This window comes from Streptomyces sp. NPDC005435 (assembly GCF_040703155.1).
Lineage (GTDB): Bacteria > Actinomycetota > Actinomycetes > Streptomycetales > Streptomycetaceae > Streptomyces.
The window spans coordinates 163,634-181,989 of record NZ_JBEXEQ010000011.1 but is presented as its reverse complement, the minus strand read 5'-3'; the positions used below and the strand labels follow the sequence as shown (position 1 = coordinate 181,989).

Genomic DNA, 18,356 nt, shown 5'->3' with positions numbered 1-18,356 from the left:
CGTCAGTACCTCCAGCGGCACGCGGCGGCCACCCCGGCGTCGTCCAGACCCGCCACGGCCGCCGCCTCCCCGAGCCGTACGGCCGTCACCGCGTCCGCGAGGACCGGACCGAGGGCCGAGCGCAGCACCTGGTCGGCGCGGAACTCCTCGACGGCCTCCGTCAGCGACTCCGGGAGCCGCCGTACCCCGAGCGCGGCCGCCTCCTCGGCGTCGTAGCGGGCCGGGTCGCCGGTGATCTCCTGCGGCAGGGGCAGCGCGGCGGCGAGTCCGTCGAGTCCGGCGGCGATGACGCAGCCGAGGGCGAGATAGGGGTTGGCGGCCAGGTCGACGGGCTTGATCTCCAGGTTGGCGCCCTCGGCGGTGTGGCCCGCCGTGCCGGTGACGATCCGCAGCGCCGCCTCGCGGGTCTCGCGCCCCCAGGCGGTGAACACCCCGGCCCACCGGGACGGCTTCAGCCGCAGGTAGCTGGCGGGGCTCGGCGCGGTCACCGCCGTCAGCGCGGGCAGACGGGCCAGCACTCCGGCCACGAACGACTCCGCCCCGGCCGTCATGCCGTACCGGCCCTCGCCGCCCGTGTGCAGGTTCACCCCGTCGCGGTGGCAGGACAGATGGAGGTGGCCGCCGTTGCCGACCCCGTCCGCGACCACGGCCGGGGCGAAGGACACGCGGAGACCGTGCCGCCGGGCCACCGCCCGGATCGTCTGCCGCACCAGCACGCTCCGGTCGGCCGCCGCCACCGGGTCGAGCGCCCCCACCGACAGCTCGAACTGCCCGGGGGCGTACTCGGGGTGGAGCTGGTCCACGTCCACCCCCTGCGCCGCGAGCGCCGCGAGCAGCTCGGCGGCCATGTCGCCCAGCTCCACCTGCCGGATCGCGCCGTACGCCGGTCCGGACACCGCCGGCACGAACTCGCCCGCGGGCGCCGAGTCCAGGCCCACCGTCCACTCGATCTCCACGGCGGCCTCGAAGGCCAGGCCGTACCGCGCGGCGGCCTCCGCGACGATCCGGCGCAGGAACGTCCGCGAGCACCCGGGATGCGGCGCGCCCTCCTGGGCGATCCGGTCCACCGGCGCCCACGCCCAGCCGGGCTGCCCGGCCAGCACCACCAGCTCATCCAGGTCGGGGAAGAGCCGCAGGTCGCCGTCGGGGGAGCCGAGCACGTCGGTGGTGACGATCGAGTCGTCGGACAGGAACGTGTCGAAGACCGGCGACATCCCGACACCCCGGGTCACCGCCGCCGCCAGCCGCGCCGGCGGGACCGCCTTGACCCGCCCGACGCCCGCCGTGTCCACGTACGCCAGCACGATCCCGTGGACGCCCCGCGCGGTCAGCTCGGCGGTCAGGGCGGCGGCCCGCCGCGCCTCACCGGGGCGGCCGCCGGGCACGGGATCGGTCAGCGTGGCCATGGGTACTCCTCGACGGTCGGGCTCCCGCGTGGTCGCGCTCAGGGTTTCACGGCCACCGCGCCGAACTGCGGTACGGCGGCGGCCGCGTCGGCACCCCACTGCGAGCAGGGCACGAGCCCCGGCTCGACCAGCTCCAGGCCGTCCAGGAAACCGGCGATACCGGCCCTCCCGCGCGCCGTGATGGGCGGGGTGGCGTTGGCGTTCCAGAACTCCATCGCCGCCACGTTGCCCTCGCCGCCCACGTCACCGTCGTAGGTGGGGTGGGTCAGCACCAGGAAGCTGCCGGAGGGCACGGCCGCCATGATCCGGCGCACGATGTCACGGGCCGCGTCGTCGTCCAGGACGAAGTTCAGGATGCCCAGCATCATCACCGCGACCGGCCGCGTGAGGTCGAGCGTCTCGGCGGCCCGCGCCACGATCGTCTCCGGGTCGCGCACGTCGGCGTCGATGTAGTCCGTCACGCCCTCGGGGGAGCTGGTGAGCAGCGAGCGGGCGTGCGCGAGGACGATCGGGTCGTTGTCGACGTAGACGATCCGCGACTCGGGCGCGACCGACTGCGCGATCTCGTGGGTGTTGTCCACCGTGGGCAGCCCGGTGCCCACGTCCAGGAACTGGCGTATCCCGCGCTCGGCGGCGAGGTAGCGCACCGCCCGCCCGAGGAAGTCCCGGTCCGCGCGGGCCACGTCACGGATCACCGGGAACATCCCGGCGACGTGCTCGCCGACCGCCTGGTCCACCTCGTAGTGGTCCTTGCCGCCGATCCAGTAGTTCCACACCCGCGCGTTGTGCGCGACGGAGGTGTCCAGCCGGTTTGCCGTCGTCCCCGCGTCCTGTCCGCCCACCGTCGCGCCCCTTCCGTGTGCGGCCGGTGCCGCTTCTTGATCACGCTGTCTGGCGTCATTGTGCGGGGTCGGAGGGCGCGGTGTCCCGGGAATGGGGGGACGGTACGTCGGTGGGGGACGGGGGGTCCCGGGGGCCCTCGGCGGCATGAAGGACACTGGGAGGGTTCGCGCCCCGACCCGGAAGAAGGACATGACCGCCACGCCCGCGTCCCTGACCACCGCCCCCGGCCTGCCCACGGGCCCGGCCGACATACGTCTGATCGTCACCGACATGGACGGCACCCTGCTGGACGACGACAAGGCGATGCCCGCGGGCATGTGGGACCTCCTCGCCGAACTCCGCGGCCGGGGCGTGCTGTTCAGCCCCGCGAGCGGCCGCCAGTACGCCACGCTGGCCCGGGAGTTCGCGGAGGTCTCCGAGGGCATGGTGTTCATCGCGGAGAACGGCACGTACGTCGTCCGGGACGGGGTGGAACTCAGCTCCGACCCGCTGGAGCCGGCCGTGGCGGCCGAGGTGGCCCGTACGGCACGGCGGCTCGTCGCGCGGGGCGTGGACACCGGGGCCGTCGTCTGCGGCAAGCGCGCCGCGTACGTCGAGCGCACCGACGAGCCGTTCCTCGCCGAGGTCCGCAAGTACTACGTCGAGCACCGGATCGTCCCCGACCTGACCGCCGTCGAGGACGAGGTGATCAAGGTGGCGCTGTTCGACTTCGGCCCGGCCGAGCAGGGGACCGCTCCGGCGCTGGCGGACTTCGCGGACACCCACCAGGTCGTCGTCTCCGGCGAGCACTGGGTGGACGTCATGAACCGCACCGCCAACAAGGGCGCGGCCCTGCGCGGTCTCCAGCGCGAGCTGGGCATCACGCCCGCCCAGACGATGGTCTTCGGCGACTACCTCAACGACCTGGAGATGATGGACGCCGCGGAGTGGTCGTTCGCCATGGCCAACGCCCATCCGGAGGTCGCGCGGCGGGCGCGGTACACGGCGCCGTCCAACAACGAGAACGGGGTGCCGCGGACGATCGCGCGGGTGCTGGGCGTTCCGCTGCGGGACGGGCATCTGTCCTGACGCCGCGGTCATCCCTCCTGAGGTGACCCGGCCTCCGGCCGCTTCGGCTGCTCGGCCTTCGGCTGCTCGGTCTTCGGCTGTTCGGCCTTCGGTTCGGCGGGCAGCACCTCGTCGAGGAAGCCGGTCACGTCGGCGAAGACCTCCGCCCGGTTGGTCTCGTTGAACACCTCGTGCTGCGCGCCCGGGTAGATCCGCTCGGTGAGCCGGCCGCCGCTCAGCCGCTCCACACCGGGGCGGCTGTCGCGCAGCGGTACGAGCCGGTCGTCCTCGCCGTGCAGCCACAGCAGCGGCAGCAGGCCGATGTCGCCGCCCTTGGTCACGGTCTCCAGCATGCCGACGATGGCCTCGATCGTGGGCCGCTTCATGGGGCCGTGCCAGACCAGCGGGTCGGACGTGTACGCGGAGCCGACGGCGGGGTCGCGGGACAGCGTCGCCGTGTCGATCGGCGTGTCGGGGATCTGGTCGAACGCGAGCAGCCCCATGGGCAGCTCCCACCGGTTGATCACCGGCCCGGACAGGACCAGCGCCGCGAGTTCGCCGCCGTACCGCTGTGCGTAGCGGGCCGCGATCATGCCGCCCATGGAGTGGCCGATCAGGACGAGCGGCAGCCCGGGATGCGCGGCGCGGGCGAGGCCGGCGACGCGGTGCACGTCGGTGACGACGTCCTCGTAGTCCTCGATCAGCACGCGCTCGCCGTCCGACTTCCCGTGGCCGACGAGGTCGGGGGCGTACACGGCCGCGCCGTGGCCCACGAGGACGTCCGCGAGTTCGTCGTACCGGCCCGTGTGCTCGCCGTACCCGTGCACGATCAGGGCGAGCAGTCGGGGCGCCGGGTTCGGCCAGACGCGCAGGGCGAGGGCACCGCGGGTGCCGGGGAGGGACCGCTCCGTGGCGTGGGGGGTGGGGGCCATGTCTCCTCCTGCGGCATCGGTGAAGGTGGGAAACGATCCTTCCACGCCGTCGGTGCGCGGTCTATAGTCCAAAACTAGCAGTGTTAATTAAGGGTTCTGTCGTCCCTCGGTCAGGAGTCCCCGCCGTGCGTCCCGTCCACTTCGCGGCCGCCCGCCGCACCCCCCTCGGCAAGCTGCGCGGCGCCCTCTCGGGCATCCGGCCCGACGATCTCGCGGCGTTGGTGATCCGGCGCCTGGTGGCCGACGCGCCCGCCCTCGACCCGGCCAGGATCGACGACGTCTACTGGGGCGCCGCCAACCAGGCCGGCGAGGACAACCGCAACGTCGCCCGCATGGCCGCCCTCCTCGCGGGCCTGCCCGACACCGTGCCCGGCGCCACCGTCAACCGGCTGTGCGCCTCCGGTCTCGAAGCCGTCACCGCCGCCGCCCGCACCATCGCCTCCGGCGAGGCGGACATCGTGATCGCGGGCGGCTCCGAGTCCATGAGCCGCGCCCCCTTCGTCCTGCCCCGCCCCGACGAGGCGCTCCCGCACCGCATCGAGACGTACGACACCCGGCTCGGCTGGCGCCTGGTCAACCCCGCCATGAAGGATCTCCACGGCGTGCTGTCCATGGGCGAGACCGCCGAGGAGGTCGCGCGGCGGTACGGCATCTCCCGTGAACGGCAGGACGAGTTCGCCCTGCGCAGCCACCAACTCGCGGCGACGGCACGGAAGAACGGCCACTTCGACGACGAACTCCTCTTCGTGGAGCGGCCGGACGGCACCGTGGTCGAGCGTGACGAGTGCGTCCGCGAGGACACCTCGCTGGAGAAGCTGGGCCGGCTGAAGCCGGTCTTCCGCGCGGACGGCACGGTCACCGCGGGCAACGCCTCCCCGATGAACGACGGCGCCGCCGGACTCCTGCTGGTCAGCGAGGAGGCGCTGAACGAGCTGGGCCTCGAATCCCTCGGCCGCTACGTCGCCGGAGCCTCGGCGGGCGTCCACCCCGACGTGATGGGCATCGGCCCGGTCCCGGCCACCCGCAAGGCGCTCGCCCGCGTCGGCTGGGATATCTCCGACCTGGACCAGGCCGAGTTCAACGAGGCGTTCGCCGCGCAGGCCCTCGCCTGCGTGGACGAGCTCGGCATCGACCCCGAGCTGGTCAACCCGACCGGTGGCGCGATCGCCCTCGGCCATCCGCTGGGCTGCTCGGGCGCCCGCATCCTTACGACCCTGCTGCACCGGATGCGGCGAGAGGACTCGGGGCGCGGACTGGCGACCATGTGCGTGGGGGTCGGGCAGGGGAGTGCGGTGCTGGTGGAGCGGGCGTAGGGGCGGCGGGGCGGTGTCGGCCGTAGGCCGGTGTGGTTCGGCAACTCGGTGCCGAGGCCCAGGTAATTCGCTGGCGCGCGTCGAGCGGTGACCGCACGCTGTCACCGTGGCAGAACCCCAGCACCGGATCCGAGCCCGCTATACCGGCTCCACCGTCATCGTCTACCAGGCGTACAGGCCGGAGCTCGGCCTGCCCGCAGCCCGCGACGGCCGCTTCCCGCCGGCCTGGCAGCGCGACCGGATGACATGGATCAAGCCGTCCTTCCTCTGGATGATGTACCGCTGCGGATGGGGCGCCAAGGAGGGACAGGAGACCGTCCTCGCGGTCGAGATCACCCGCGAGGGCTTCGAATGGGCGCTGGGGCGAGCGTGCCTGTCCCACTACGAGCGCGGACTGCACCCCGACCGGGCGTCCTGGAAGCGGCAGTTGAAGCGGGCGCCGGCTCGCGTCCAGTGGGATCCCGAGCGCGATGTGCGGCTGCTGCCCCTTCCCCACCGCGCGCTGCAACTGGGCCTCGCCGGCGAAGCCGCACAGCGCTACGCGGACGAGTGGACGGTCTCCATCACCGACACGACCGACCTCGCGCACGAGATCCACCGGCACGTCCGGGACGGCGACCTGGACACCGCCCGGCGACTCCTTCCCCCCGAGCGCCCCTACCCCGTACCCGACGGACTCCTGGACCACCTGCGCCGATGAGCCCAGTCGCCAGGTGAGACCGGCGCCGGCCCGGACAGGCGCGCGGTTCGGGGGGCCGCGAGCCGCCGGACGGTATGCGCGCGGCTCGGGCGGCTGCGAGCCGCCGGATGCGTGCGCATAGCATCAGTCTCCGCATGAACATGATGACGCTCTGGCACATATCCGGCTGGGAATTCGCCGCCCTGGCCCTCGCCGCCCTCCTGGTCGGCTTCTCCAAGACCGCGGTCAGCGGGGCCAACACCGTCAGCCTCGCCGTCTTCGCGGCCGTACTCCCCGCCCGCGCCTCCACCGGCGTCCTGCTGCCGCTGCTGATTGCGGGCGACATCCTCGCCGTCCTCACCTACCGCCGGCACGCCCATTGGCCCACCCTGTGGCGGCTGTTCCCCGCGGTCGCGGCCGGTGTCGTGGCGGGCACGCTCTTCCTGGTCCACGCCGGGGACGGTGTCGTCCGCACGTCGATCGGCGCGATTCTGCTGCTGATGACGGGCATCACGCTGTGGCGGCGCCGGGCAGCGGCGCGGCAGGGGACGGAGACCGATGCGGAGGCGGAGGGGACGGCGGACGGCGGGCCGGCGACCGCCACGCGCGCCGGCCGGACGACGGCGGGCGCCTACGGCGTACTCGGCGGCTTCACCACCATGGTCGCCAACGCGGGCGGCCCGGTCATGTCGATGTATCTCCTCTCGGCGGGCTTCCGCAAGCTCGGCTTCCTCGGCACCTCGGCGTTCTTCTTCCTGATCGTCAACGTGTCGAAGGTGCCGTTCAGCGCGGCGCTCGGGCTGATCGACGGCCGCTCGCTGCTGCTCGACGCCGCGCTCCTGGTGTTCGTGGTGCCCGGCGCGTTCCTCGGCAAATGGGCCGTCAACAAGATCAACCAGCGGCTCTTCGACCGGCTGGTCGTCGCGGCGACCGTCGTGGGCGCGCTGGAACTCCTGCTGAGCTAGGGCCGGTCCGGCTCGCCGTCGCCGTCGCCGTCGCCGTCGCCGTCATCGGAAGCGCCGCACCGGAGATCACAACCCCCGGTGCGCGCCCCACAGTTCGGCCGCGCGGCCCGCGGCCCGCTCGATCAGCGCCGCCAGCTCGGGCCGGTCCGGCACCGCGAAGGACACATACGCGCCGCGCCCGCCGTCGACCGGCCGCCCGTACGCCTTCGCCGCGAGTCCGCCGTCCGGCAGCAGCCGCACGTTCAACGTGGTCAGCCGGAATTCCTGCCCCCGCCTGATGTCCGTCCAGCACAGTTCCTCCGGCACCCGGACGTTGATCGCCAGGGCCGACACCTCGACAGCACCGTCACCAGTCATCCGCGCATTGTCCCAGCGGCGAGGTGCCGCCCGCGAACCTCGCCCCCCGGCTCCACCGGGCACCCCGCCGAACAGGCCGGGGAACGCCGGGAGCCCACAGCGGCTACGGAGTCAGCCCCAGCAGCGCGGGCACGTCAGCGAACGAGTCCACCACGTGGTCCGGCGTGCCGCTCGCCCGGTCGAGGGTGTCCGGCTGGAACTTGCCGGTCCGCACCAGCACCCCGGTGATCCCGAGCCGCTGCGCCCCCAGCACGTCCGACTCCACGTCGTCCCCGACCATCACCGCCCCGGCCGCGTCCACGCCCAGCCGGTCGAGCGCCGCCCGGAAGAACGCGGCCGACGGCTTCCCGGTGACCTCGGCCTCGGTGCCGGCCGCCGCCTCCAGCCCCGCGAGGTACGCCCCGGCGTCCAGCTGGAGCCCGGCGTCGGTCCGCCACGTGAGGTTCCGGTGCAGGGCGACGAGACGGGCGCCACGACGGAGATGGCCGAAGGCCCGGTTCACCGCCGCGTAGCCGAACTCCGGCCCCGCGCCCCCGACCAGCACGACATCGGGTACGACATCAGACGCGTCCTCGTCGCCCTCGTCGACCAGCGTGACCCCGGCCAGATCCTCCCGGATGTCCCCGCTGTTCAGCAGCGCGCACCGGGCGCCCGCGAGATGGGCGGCGGTGGCGGCGGGCGCGGTGAGGATGTCGTCGGCGTCCACGGCGAAGCCCGCCCCGGCGAGCGCGGCGGCCACCGAGGCCCGCGTACGGGAGGTGGTGTTGGTCACCAGGACCACCCCGAGCCCACCGTCCCGCAGCGCGCGCAACGCCTCCACCGCACCGGGCAGCGCCCGCCAGGAGACGGTCAGCACCCCGTCGATGTCGACCAGGACGCCCCGCACGTTCCGTACGTCCCGCACGTCCGCAAGGGAAGCCATACCCGGACCATAACCGCCCCGGCCCACCCCTCGCCTACGCTCCCCTCATGCCCCCGCACCTCCTGATCCTCGGCGGCACGACGGAGGCCCGCGAACTGGCCGCCGCGTTCGCCGCCCACCACCCCGCCGTACGCGTCACCACCTCACTCGCGGGCCGCGTCACCCACCCGGGCCCCCTGCCGGGTGACACCCACACCGGCGGCTTCGGCGGCCCGGCCGGCCTCTCCGGCTGGCTCCGCGCCCACCGCGTGGACGCCCTGATCGACGCCACCCACCCCTTCGCCCGGAAGATCACCACGAACGCGCTCCAGGCCGCCCGCGACGCGGACCTCCCGGCGCTCGTCCTCCGCCGCCCCGGCTGGCGGCCGTCCCCCGGCGACGACTGGCACCCGGTCCCCTCCCTGCCGGCGGCCGCCGAGGCCCTCCCCGCCCTCGGCCACCGCGTCTTCCTCACCACCGGCCGCCTGGGCCTGTCGGCCTTCGCCGCGATCGAGGACCTCCACTTCCTCGTACGCTCCGTGGAACCCCCCGCACCGCCCCTGCCCCCGCACACCGAACTGCTCCTGGCCCGTGGCCCGTTCACCCTCGCGGAAGAGCTGGACCTCCTCCGCGCCCACCGCGTCGACGTACTGGTGACCAAGGACAGCGGCGGCACGGCAACGGCCCCCAAACTCACGGCGGCCCGCCGGCTCGGCCTGCCCGTGGTGGTCGTGGAACGCCCCCCGCTGCCGGAGGGAGCGGTGACGGTGCCGGACGTGCGGGGCGCGCTGGACTGGTTCCGCGCACTCCACATGTCCTGACCGCCAGGGCGCCGGCGTCAGCCCTCCTCGCCGCGCCTGCGCAGCAGGTACGTGTCCATGATCCAGCCCTTGCGCTCCCGCGCAGCCGCCCTCAACTCCTCGATACGGGGGGCGGCTTCGGCGAGCGGCCCGGAGACGAGGATCTCGTCCGGGGTGCCTATGTACGCCCCCCAGTAGATGTCCATGTCCTCCCCGGCGTACCGCCGGAAGGCCTGGTGCGCGTCCAGCATCACCACGACGTCGTCCACCCCTTCGGGAAATCCCTCCGCCAGCCGCCGCCCGGTCGTGATCTGCACCGGGCGCCCCACCCGGTTCAGCCCCGTACGGTGCCGGGCCACCAGCGAGGAGACGCTGCTGATCCCGGGTATCACGTCGTACGCGAACTCCACCGCGCCCCGCTCCAGCACCTCCTCCAGAATCCCCAGCGTGCTGTCGTAGAGCGCCGGGTCGCCCCAGACGAGGAACGCCCCCGTACCGTCCGGACCGACCTCCTCCTCGATGAGCCGCTCGTAGATCCCCGCCCGCGCGCTCCGCCAGTCCCCGACCGCCGGCGAGTACCCCGCCCCGCCCGCCTTCCGGTCCCGCTCCGGATCGCGCGCCTCCACGACCCGGTACGACCCCGGCTCCAGATGCGCGTCCAGAATCTCCCGGCGCAGCCCCGTCAGCTCACTCTTCGCCTCCCCCTTCTCCAACAGGAAGAACACGTCCGTACCACGCAGCGCCTTGACCGCCTGCAGCGTCAGCTGATCGGGATCGCCGGCACCGATCCCGATGACATGAATCTTTCGCACGGGTCGAGTGTGCCGTACGGCACTGACAGTGGGGGTGGGGAGGCGGAGCTCATGCGCGGGAGTGCCCAGGTGCTGAGTCCGCGTACCGGCCTTTGCCACGTCCTCACGACGGAGACACCTTGTCGTCTCGCATCACCCCGCTGACCGATCCCGCTCACGGCGCGAACAGCCGGCGACTTGCCTGGCCGGCGTCCGACGCCGATTCCATCCCCCTCGGAACCGCCTTTCCGCGCCTGTTCAACAGCCCCGAACAGAAACATCTGGCCGAACTGACCCTCCAGGTTCATCCGGCGGAGCGCCGCCGACGCATCGGCTCGCAGCTCCTCGACGCCGCCGTGGCCGCCGCCCGGGACGACGCCCGCCGCCGCGTCATCGCACAGGCCGAGGCCGGATCGACGGGCGACCACTTCCTGCCCGCGCACGGTTTCCGGAAGGTCCTCACGCGGAGGTTCGCCCGCTTGCAGCCGGCCGACGCGGACACCAGCGCCCTCGCCCGCATCATCGAGCGCCCGCACCCCGGCCACCGGCTGACGTCCTGGCACGGAACGGTGCCCGACGACCTCGCCGAGACGTTCGCCGCCGCACGTCGCGCCATGGACGACATGCCCATGGACGACACGGACTACGGCATCGTCGCCGGGGACGGGGACGGGGACGGGGACGGGGACGGGGGCGGGGACGGGGGCGGGGACGGGGACCGGGCCGCGGCGAAGGCCGTCGAACAGCGCGGCGACCACCTGCACACCGTCGCCGCCGTCGACACCTCCGACGGCTCGATCGCCGGCTTCACCGAGCTGGTCGTCCCCGGCAACGGCACAGGCGACGCCCAGCTCTACGGCACCGGCGTGCTGCCCGAGCACCGTGGACACGGCCTCGGCCGCTGGATGAAGGCCGAGTCGATCCGACACGCCCATGAGCGCTACCCGGACCTCGGCGGCCTCCTGACCGACACCGCTTGGACGGCGGAGCTGGGCCGCTGCCCGGAAAGCGAGTCCGGCGGACTCAGTCCCCGAGCCTGGGCGCCTCCGCCCCGGCGTCGATGACGTCGCCGTCCTTCTCCACCCGCCCCGCCAGCTCCCGGGCCCACGCCCCGACCCCGGCGAGGTCGATCCCGTACGGCCGGGGCTCCCCGCTCTCCACCCCCCACTCCCGTACCGCCCCCGCGCCGCGCCGCAGCAGCCGGGCACCGCCCTTCACGTTCCCCCGAGCCGCGTGGGTGAGCCCCACGGCGACCTGCGCCAGCCCCCGCCACAGCTCCCGCTCGCTCTCGGGCCCCGACTTCCAGGCGTCCTCGAACACCTCGTGCGCGTGGAACGGCTTCCCCGCGTCCAGCAGCGCCTGCGCCTCCGCGACCGTCTCCGCCGGCGACCGTACGATCCCCTCGGGCTGCCGCTCCACCCCGTTCGCGCCGTACGGCAACGGCCGCCCCAGCCCGTCCCGTGGCCGCGCGTTGCGCGCCCGCCCCTCCGTGTCCCGGTCCCGCCCGTCGTCCACCGGCCCAGCCTCCGCGTCTCCCATACGACCGATTGTCCCCTCCCCACCCGAACCCGCTTCGGCCCAGCCCCCTCCGTGGGGTAAAGTGCTGTTCGCGCGATCACGCGGTTCACCGCGAGTAAGCGCATCGGGACGTGGCGCAGCTTGGTAGCGCACTTGACTGGGGGTCAAGGGGTCGCAGGTTCAAATCCTGTCGTCCCGACTCGTGAGAGTCGCAGCTCAGGGCCGGTTTCGGAGAAATCCGAAACCGGCCCTCGGCCGTTCTGGATCGGGCTCGGCAGGGAGCGCGGAGCACGCTGAGGTGTGCCGAGAGGGGCGCGCCAACGGCCGTGATCTTCTGCGCGTCCGGGTGCGGGTAGCCGGCGTCTCCTTCGGGCGCTGAGGCGCATGGACGTGCCCCTCACCGCGTCGGCGTATCCGCCGCCGGATTCGGCCATTCCGCATCCGTCCGCGCCTCGTACGACGGCATCACGCGGCCGGCCGGTGACGCCTTTCGGGTCCCGGCGGCGGGCGTGACCGCACGGGCGGTCAGCAGCCTCGACGCGTGTCTCCCGGGCCGGTGCGCCCAGCCGCGTTCCTCCGATCCGAACGAATGGCCGATTCCCTGCGCCGGCCGAAGGGCGGGAGTGGGTGCGGGACATCTCCGGGTACTCGCGCCGCATCCCAAGTCCCGTACACCGCAAGGGACTTGACGTCATATGAGAGGGAGTCGAACGATGAATCGCAAGCTCTTCAGGACCGCGCTGCCGCTCATGGGCGCCGTCGCCCTCGCCGCCGTCCCGGCGGTGACCGCGCAGGCCGCGCCCGCGCAGGCGGAGCCCTGCGTCCAGAAGGTCGCGGTGGTGAACAACTCGGGGTTCGTGCTCTCCTGGGCCGCGACCACCCGTACCGGGGAGCAGTCGCCGTCGACCGACGCGTACCCCGTGAACCAGACCCGGACCACCGACCTGACGACCACGTCGTTCCCGGAGGGCACCGACCTGCGCCCGTACGTCGACGCCGTCGCCGGCACCAAGAACTACGGCAACCGGTACGTCTCGTACTGCGACAACGGCCAGACGGCGACGTACTCCGTCACCGGGACCACGCTGGACTACTCGGTCACGCTCCTCGACTAGGGCGCTTCTTTTCGGGCCCACCTGCGGGCCGATTGTGGACGCCCTTCCATGAGCCGGAGCAACGGCTCAACGCGACCCCGTCGCACGTCAGTTCACCTCAACGAAACCGGCGCGGCCGAACTCTTGATCAGACTGCGGATGGCGCCGAGCTGTTCGACCTCGAGCGTCACCTCGTCGCCGGGCCGCACCCGGGTGCCCCGCGAGGCGTAGGACAGCATCTCCGCGAACGACCACGACAGGTCCGCCCAGGTTCCGTCGCTGTAAGGCCGGCCGTTGACGGAAGCGCTCATCCGCAGGTCGTAGCCGCGCCCCTTCCGGTGAGGTTCGAGCTCGTCGGGTGTCACGAGCCAGGGTCCCAGGGACGTGGCGGTGTCTTGCCCTTGGCGGGCCCGAGGCCGACCGCGGTCTCGGTGGCCTGGAGGTCGCGGGCGCTCCAGTCGCACAGCACGACGTAGCTGGCGACGCGCTCTGCCGCCCGGTCGGGGTGCACATCGGCGCCCGTCCGGCTGACGACGGCCGCGACCTCCAGCTCGAAGTCCCAGCGTGCCGTCCCCGGTGCCATCGGCACCTCGTCCTCGGGCCCCAGGATCGCGGCCGGGTCGGAGAAGTAGAACACCGGCTGCTCGTACCAGACCGGGCTGACCTCGGCGCCGAATGCGGCGTGCGACGTCACGACGTGGTTCTCGAAGGCCATGAAGTCCCGCACCGACGGCGGGTCGGGGACCGGGGCGAGCAGGGGAGTCGTTGCGGCGGGGAGCCGTTCCCAGGGCCGGGCCCGGGCGTGCTCGGCCCACCCGTCGAGCGGAGTGCCGTCGCGCAGAGCGGCAAGGAGGGGGCGGTCGAGCGCGAGCAGTTCACCGTCGTGGAGGAGGGCGGCATGCTCGCGCCCGTCGGCGGTGCTGCGATAACTGGTCCAGCGCATGGCGGTTCTCCAGGTCAGGCGTGGCAGCTCAGCGGCCGACCATCGTTGAACGTGATCATGTCGGCACAGGCCGCGCCGAGGTCGACGGCCGCGCCCGGTGCGGTGCCGGCATCCTCGGCGTACGCGCGGTGCAGATTGCCGACCAGCCGCTCGGGGTCGAGCAGTTCGGCGTACTCGCCCAGGTCCGCGCCGAGTGCCGCTTCGAGCGGCGAGACGCGCTCGGGGATCCATACCACCGAGGCGTTGTCGGTGTGGGTGGGTGTACCGGCGTACCGCACGTCACACACCAGATCATCGACATGCACCGTGACGCGGTCCTCGAAGGTGAGGAACGGTGGCGCCAGCTCGACGGGCCCCCAGTCGACCTCGGTGAACAGCGGCGCCGAGCGTGGCTCGCCCCCTTCGCGGATGGCGGTGCGAATCCGGTCGTGCCCGATGATGGTCGCACCGGGAAGAGGCGGTTGCCGAACGTGTGGTCGCCGTGGTGGTGGGTGTTGACCAGGAAGCCGGTGTTGTTGATCCACCAGCTGCCGTCCGGTTGCACGTAGGCGAAGATTCCGTCGGCCACCTCGGTGGCCCGGCCGGGTGGCTCGAACCGGTGTGGTCGCGCGGTCGTGCTCACGCGACCGCGCCCTTGCTCTCGGCAATGCGGGCGTTGAGCCAGGCGATCACGTTCCCGGCCATCTCCTCGAACTTCGACGCGGCGCAGTGGCCGCTGTCCGGGATCAGCGTGACCTGGGTGTCGCGCCGGCCGGTGAAGACGACCGTGTCGTCCTGGGGGACGTGGATGTCGTCGGCGCCGTTGATCACCAGCATCGGGGCGTTCGTGTCCTGGTCGAGCAGCGGGCGCAGCGACATGCCTCGCAGCCGCCGGCTCAGCTCGGTGGGCGCCGGACTGCGGTCGAACCCGGCGGCGTTACCGACGATGTCCGCCATCCCGGCGTGCCATTCCCTGTCCGGGGCGAAGGCCGCCTCGACCGGTCCGCCGCAGACGACAGCGCCGTCGACGGTGCCCTTCAGCCCCGTCGCCGCGGCGAAGTAGCCGCCCATCGAGATGCCGAAGTGGAAGACCCGTCCGTCGCCGAGCCCGCGGGCGGCCGCGACCAAGCCGTCAACGACCTCGACACTGTCGGGGGACAGCGGCACCAGGGTCTCCCCGGTGCCCGGAATGTCGAAGGCGAGGACGCGGGCACCGGTCAGATGGGCCAGCGCGGCCCAGGTCCCGTGCAGGTCGATCTTCCAGGTGTCGACCCCGCCGCTGGCCAGGATCACCGGTACGTCGACCGCCAGGCCGGGTGCGCCGAGCAGGTGCACCGGAACCGGAGTGGTGGTCCCGGCGAACGGGACATCGAGGACCCGTCGCTCGAACTCGATCTTCGGGTCGGTGGCAACCATCTGGGCGTAGACGTCGGCCTGACGCCGCAGGGCGGTGCGCTTCGCGTCGTCGGCGAGCGACGGGAACTTGGCCCAGCCGTAGGCGAGGGCGGCGAGATCGAGACGGCCGGACGCGACGTACCGCTCGGCGAGCCGGGACCATTCGCGGACCCAGCCGCCGTCACCGTCGCGCCACATGTCCACGGTGGCGGAACGGACGGCGGCGACATCAGCCGCGTCGAGGCCACCGCCTGTCATCTGGGCGGAGCGCTCCTCGAACAGGATCGCGGGGTCGAGCGGCCACTGGTAGCCCATGGTTGCCTCCTTGAGTGACGCCCGGTCGCGCCACATTCGTTATCGCAGTGAAACTGCGTTAACGCTAGACCCACCCGCGCTCCAAAAGCAATGTCGCTGCGTTAGGCTGCTCCACGTGGCTTCCCCCGACCCTCGTCCTCGTCCCGGCGGCCGGTCCGGCCGGGTGCGCCGTGCCGTGCACGACGCCGGTCTGGCACTGCTTGAGCAGCGCGGAATCCGGGATCTGACCGTCCCCGAGATCGCCGCCCGTGCCGGAGTCCACGCGACATCGATCTACCGCCGCTGGGGGTCGGTCGAGCGGATCGTGGTCGAGGCCCTGCTGGAACGCAGCGAGGAGCGACTCCCGGTACCGGACACCGGGACGCTGATCGAGGACCTGACGCGGTTCGCCGCGGAGGTGATCGCCTATGTGCGCGACCCGATGGCCGCGACCCTGATGCGGACCATGGCGGCAACCGACGACCCGGCGCTGGAGCAGGCACGACTCGAATTCTGGGAGTCCCGCGTCGCCGCGGCCGGCGTGATGGTGAGTCGCGCGGTGGCGCGCGGCGAGGTGCCGGCCGACACCGACGCCGCCCGGGTGCTCGAAACGCTGATCGCACCCATCCACTTCCGCCTGCTGCTCAGCCACGGGTCGCTGGACGACGCGCTGCCCGCGCGGCTTGCCCGGGCCGCCGTCGCGGCCATCGGCTGAGCGGGGTTCAGCGAGTCGTCGTGTGCTGCGGGCAGCGGGGCTCCCGGAAGGTCGGGTGCGGGGCTGCTACCGGTGGTGCTGGACCGTGAGTTCGTGGCCTGTGTCCGGCAGTACGTGTCCCCGTTCGCAGCGGAGGCTCGCGCGGACCGCTGCCCCACACCCCGAGTGAGTGACCGTCAGGGGCGGGCCCTCCGCGCCGGCCAGATGCCGGTCCCCCCACTGCATGAGAGCGGTGAGTACCGGTTGCAGTTCGCGGCCGGCGGGAGTGAGCCGGTACTCGTGGCGTGCCCGTGAGCCCGGTTCGCGGTACTCGATCCGCTCAAGGAGCCCGGAGTCGGTGAGTGAGCGCAGCCGGGCCCCCAGAGTCGCCCGAGAAGCGCCTGTCGCCGCCTGGATCGCGTCGAAGCGCCTTACGCCCAGAGCCACTTCCCGCAGGACGAGAAGCGACCACTGTTCACCCACGACCGCCAGGGCCGCTGCGATGGAGCATTCCCGTGCCATGCCGACAGCATACCTGCGTTTACGAAATGAACTCAGCCTGTTAGCGTGCCGCCATGTCGCCTCAGACCCCTCCTCCTGCCCCGCTCTCGACCACCAGCCGCTCCAAGACGGTCACGTGGAGCAACCCGGAGGTCACGGCCGAGAGCAGCCGCGACCTGCCCGGGATCGAGTTCCTCTCCCAATGGATGCGCGGGGAACGAGCCGGAGCCCCGATCTGCGAGTTGATGGGCTTCACATTGATCGACGTCGAGGAGGGTGCAGTCGTCTTCGCCTCGACCCCGGACGAATCCGTCTACAACCCCATCGGGATGGTGCACGGCGGCATGGCCTGCGCCATGCTGGACTCCGCGGCGGGCTGCGCCGTGCACACCACCCTCCCCGCCGGTGTCGGCTACAGCTCCATCGAGATCAAGGTCAACTTCCTGCGCCCCATCCATGCGCACACCGGCGAGATCTTCGCGCGAGGTCGCGTCACCAAGGCCGGTAAGCGTGTCTGCTTCGCCGAGTCCGACCTGCGCGACTCGGCGGGCAACGTCCTCGCCACCGCCACCAGCAGTTGTCTGATCATCCCGGCTTGACAGCCCTCTCGGACCCAGCGGCCTCCGCCCACACCGTCGGGGTCCGGCGCCGGTACACCGGCACGGCCGGGCCGGCGTCCACCGTTGGTCCGTCCAACCGCGAGCCGGTGGACCACGCTCCAACTCCCGTTCCAGCCTGGCAGTCCGGACTTCGTCGAGCCGAGGTCGTCCCGGCGACACCCTCGACAGAACCCGCGCCCTGCAATCCAGGGGTCCGGCCGACCGGGCACCCCGGGTACAGCGAGACCCTGCTGCCGAGGCAGCCCGAGAGCGTGGCCACCGCCCGGCGTCTTCTTCGTACCGCCTGTGCTGTCTGGGGCTGGACGGAGTTGGCCCAGGACGGGGCGCTGATCGGCTCCGGGCTGGCGGCCAACGTCGTGCAGCACGCCCGGCGGGAGTCCATCCGAGCCGTCATCGACCGCCGCGACGCCGCGCGGGTGCGGCCTGCGTCTTGCGGGGGCGCTGGGCGTCCACTGGGCACGGATGGGCGCCTGCGGACCAACTCCGTCCCAACCGAACCCGACTCGCCCGCCGTTGGCAGAGAGCCCGAGGACGACGAGCAGAACTGATCGACCCAGGGCGCGGCGAGTGAACTCCACCAAGCTGGAGCTTCGTCATCTCGCGGCCGTCTCACACAGGTCTCACGAACTGCAAGGACTGGCGCGGAATTAGCTCCAGCAGCGGCCGTGATCTTGTGTACGGCCGACGCGAGCGGCTGGAGGTCAGCTGGTCGAGGCCGGCGGGGGCTCCAGGGCAGGAGATCCAGGCCAGGGAATCGGCGGTATCCGTTCCAGTTCGTACGGCGGGATCGGGTTGGCGCGGAAGGGTGCTGGAGGTAGGTGTTTCCGGACCTCAACGCCTGGAGTCCTACTGGCCGGTCAGACCGTCGCGCCATCGTCGAGCGGCTTCAGGCTGGTCCTCGCGTGCGCGAGGTGCCGTCTCGATGAGATGCAGCAGGGACCAGGCCACGCCGAAGCATTCGTCGTCGCCGAAGCAGTCCGCCAAGGCGTGGGCCTCCTCGTCGGTCACGGGGCGCTCAATGAGATCCAGGAGAGCTGCCGCGTGTTCGACGGCCTTCTCCAGGGCCTCGTCGGGCTCGCCGTCCTCGGCGGGGAGTTTGCCCAGGGCGGTGAAGTCGGCAACTGCCGTACGGATCACGGCACATCCTTTCTGCCGCGTGGTCACGTTCCACGGCTGGAACATCCGACGGCGTTTCTTCGGGGGCGCGAGACCGTCTTGCGAACGAGCCAGGGGCCGCCGACCTTCTGCGTTCGGCCGTGGAACAGAACGTCTGGCTGTGCACTG

Annotated in this window: 20 protein-coding genes, 1 tRNA gene and 1 pseudogene; 10 read left to right on the top strand and 12 right to left on the bottom strand. The window is 72.4% G+C overall.

Annotated features, from left to right (window positions below; translation table 11 throughout):
- Positions 1 to 2 precede the first annotated feature (2 nt).
- Positions 3 to 1,406 carry a glutamine synthetase family protein gene (locus AB0898_RS16355; protein ID WP_366803596.1) on the bottom strand — a complete coding sequence of 468 codons (1,404 nt, stop codon included), beginning with the start codon at positions 1,404 to 1,406 and terminating at the stop codon, positions 3 to 5.
- A 38-nt stretch (positions 1,407 to 1,444) separates the two neighbouring features.
- Positions 1,445 to 2,248 carry an SAM-dependent methyltransferase gene (locus tag AB0898_RS16350; protein ID WP_366803595.1) on the bottom strand — a complete coding sequence of 268 codons (804 nt, stop codon included), beginning with the start codon at positions 2,246 to 2,248 and terminating at the stop codon, positions 1,445 to 1,447.
- Positions 2,249 to 2,438: 190 nt separating this feature from the next.
- On the opposite strand from AB0898_RS16350, the gene AB0898_RS16345 reads away from it, so the two are divergent.
- Entirely contained in the window at positions 2,439 to 3,317 is an 879-nt protein-coding gene (locus tag AB0898_RS16345; RefSeq protein WP_366803594.1) for a Cof-type HAD-IIB family hydrolase, read from the top strand.
- Between the two features lie 8 nt (positions 3,318 to 3,325).
- Here AB0898_RS16345 and AB0898_RS16340 read toward each other — a convergent pair whose 3' ends face one another.
- On the bottom strand, positions 3,326 to 4,228 hold the full coding sequence (locus AB0898_RS16340; RefSeq protein WP_366803593.1) for a lysophospholipase: 903 nt from the start codon (positions 4,226 to 4,228) through the stop codon (positions 3,326 to 3,328).
- Positions 4,229 to 4,353: 125 nt separating this feature from the next.
- Between AB0898_RS16340 and AB0898_RS16335 the strand changes: the two genes are divergently transcribed.
- The 3 genes from AB0898_RS16335 to AB0898_RS16325 all read left to right on the top strand — a co-directional run bounded on the left by AB0898_RS16335 (position 4,354) and on the right by AB0898_RS16325 (position 7,185).
- Positions 4,354 to 5,541, top strand: coding sequence for a thiolase family protein (locus AB0898_RS16335; protein ID WP_366803592.1), 1,188 nt, complete (start codon positions 4,354 to 4,356; stop codon positions 5,539 to 5,541).
- Positions 5,542 to 5,647: 106 nt separating this feature from the next.
- Positions 5,648 to 6,241, top strand: coding sequence for a DUF4291 domain-containing protein (locus AB0898_RS16330; RefSeq protein WP_366803591.1), 594 nt, complete (start codon positions 5,648 to 5,650; stop codon positions 6,239 to 6,241).
- A gap of 134 nt (positions 6,242 to 6,375) precedes the next feature.
- The gene (locus tag AB0898_RS16325; protein WP_366803590.1) at positions 6,376 to 7,185 is read left to right on the top strand and encodes a sulfite exporter TauE/SafE family protein; all 810 of its coding nucleotides are present in this window, start codon (positions 6,376 to 6,378) and stop codon (positions 7,183 to 7,185) included.
- A gap of 66 nt (positions 7,186 to 7,251) precedes the next feature.
- Here AB0898_RS16325 and AB0898_RS16320 read toward each other — a convergent pair whose 3' ends face one another.
- Positions 7,252 to 7,542, bottom strand: coding sequence for a hypothetical protein (locus tag AB0898_RS16320; RefSeq protein ID WP_366803589.1), 291 nt, complete (start codon positions 7,540 to 7,542; stop codon positions 7,252 to 7,254).
- Positions 7,543 to 7,645: 103 nt separating this feature from the next.
- Entirely contained in the window at positions 7,646 to 8,464 is an 819-nt protein-coding gene (locus AB0898_RS16315) for an HAD-IIA family hydrolase (RefSeq protein WP_366803588.1), read from the bottom strand.
- A 47-nt stretch (positions 8,465 to 8,511) separates the two neighbouring features.
- Between AB0898_RS16315 and AB0898_RS16310 the strand changes: the two genes are divergently transcribed.
- Complete coding sequence (locus AB0898_RS16310; protein ID WP_366803587.1) at positions 8,512 to 9,264, top strand: cobalt-precorrin-6A reductase; 753 nt, start codon at positions 8,512 to 8,514, stop codon at positions 9,262 to 9,264.
- A 17-nt stretch (positions 9,265 to 9,281) separates the two neighbouring features.
- Here AB0898_RS16310 and cobF read toward each other — a convergent pair whose 3' ends face one another.
- Complete coding sequence (cobF, locus tag AB0898_RS16305; protein WP_366803586.1) at positions 9,282 to 10,055, bottom strand: precorrin-6A synthase (deacetylating); 774 nt, start codon at positions 10,053 to 10,055, stop codon at positions 9,282 to 9,284.
- Positions 10,056 to 10,174: 119 nt separating this feature from the next.
- Between cobF and AB0898_RS16300 the strand changes: the two genes are divergently transcribed.
- On the top strand, positions 10,175 to 11,098 hold the full coding sequence (locus AB0898_RS16300; protein ID WP_366803585.1) for a GNAT family N-acetyltransferase: 924 nt from the start codon (positions 10,175 to 10,177) through the stop codon (positions 11,096 to 11,098).
- Here AB0898_RS16300 and AB0898_RS16295 read toward each other — a convergent pair.
- Positions 11,058 to 11,573, bottom strand: a complete 516-nt coding sequence (locus AB0898_RS16295) for a DUF309 domain-containing protein (protein ID WP_366803584.1) — start codon at positions 11,571 to 11,573, stop codon at positions 11,058 to 11,060. The genes AB0898_RS16300 and AB0898_RS16295 overlap by 41 nt on opposite strands.
- Before the next feature lie 104 nt (positions 11,574 to 11,677).
- Here AB0898_RS16295 and AB0898_RS16290 point away from each other — a divergent pair.
- Together AB0898_RS16290 and AB0898_RS16285 are read left to right on the top strand one after the other, a co-directional pair.
- Positions 11,678 to 11,751 (top strand) — tRNA-Pro (locus AB0898_RS16290).
- Between the two features lie 514 nt (positions 11,752 to 12,265).
- Positions 12,266 to 12,667 carry a hypothetical protein gene (locus AB0898_RS16285; protein WP_366803583.1) on the top strand — a complete coding sequence of 134 codons (402 nt, stop codon included), beginning with the start codon at positions 12,266 to 12,268 and terminating at the stop codon, positions 12,665 to 12,667.
- A gap of 92 nt (positions 12,668 to 12,759) precedes the next feature.
- Here the strand turns inward: AB0898_RS16285 and AB0898_RS16280 are convergent.
- From AB0898_RS16280 to AB0898_RS16270, 3 genes and pseudogenes are all read right to left on the bottom strand, one after another.
- Positions 12,760 to 13,361: pseudogene (locus AB0898_RS16280) on the bottom strand (fumarylacetoacetate hydrolase family protein).
- 242 nt (positions 13,362 to 13,603) lie between these two features.
- The gene (locus tag AB0898_RS16275; protein ID WP_366803582.1) at positions 13,604 to 14,113 is read right to left on the bottom strand and encodes a hypothetical protein; all 510 of its coding nucleotides are present in this window, start codon (positions 14,111 to 14,113) and stop codon (positions 13,604 to 13,606) included.
- A gap of 94 nt (positions 14,114 to 14,207) precedes the next feature.
- Entirely contained in the window at positions 14,208 to 15,278 is a 1,071-nt protein-coding gene (locus AB0898_RS16270; protein ID WP_366803581.1) for an alpha/beta hydrolase, read from the bottom strand.
- A 115-nt stretch (positions 15,279 to 15,393) separates the two neighbouring features.
- Between AB0898_RS16270 and AB0898_RS16265 the strand changes: the two genes are divergently transcribed.
- Positions 15,394 to 15,972 carry a TetR/AcrR family transcriptional regulator gene (locus AB0898_RS16265; protein ID WP_366803580.1) on the top strand — a complete coding sequence of 193 codons (579 nt, stop codon included), beginning with the start codon at positions 15,394 to 15,396 and terminating at the stop codon, positions 15,970 to 15,972.
- 66 nt (positions 15,973 to 16,038) lie between these two features.
- On the opposite strand, the gene AB0898_RS16260 is transcribed toward AB0898_RS16265, so the two are convergent.
- A complete protein-coding gene (locus AB0898_RS16260) occupies positions 16,039 to 16,473 on the bottom strand; it encodes a helix-turn-helix domain-containing protein (RefSeq protein WP_366803579.1) in 435 nt (144 codons plus the stop codon).
- 53 nt (positions 16,474 to 16,526) lie between these two features.
- Here AB0898_RS16260 and AB0898_RS16255 point away from each other — a divergent pair, with 53 nt between their 5' ends.
- Complete coding sequence (locus AB0898_RS16255) at positions 16,527 to 17,051, top strand: PaaI family thioesterase (protein ID WP_366803578.1); 525 nt, start codon at positions 16,527 to 16,529, stop codon at positions 17,049 to 17,051.
- Positions 17,052 to 17,918: 867 nt separating this feature from the next.
- On the opposite strand, the gene AB0898_RS16245 is transcribed toward AB0898_RS16255, so the two are convergent.
- Positions 17,919 to 18,209 carry a hypothetical protein gene (locus tag AB0898_RS16245; RefSeq protein WP_366803577.1) on the bottom strand — a complete coding sequence of 97 codons (291 nt, stop codon included), beginning with the start codon at positions 18,207 to 18,209 and terminating at the stop codon, positions 17,919 to 17,921.
- Positions 18,210 to 18,356 lie beyond the last annotated feature (147 nt).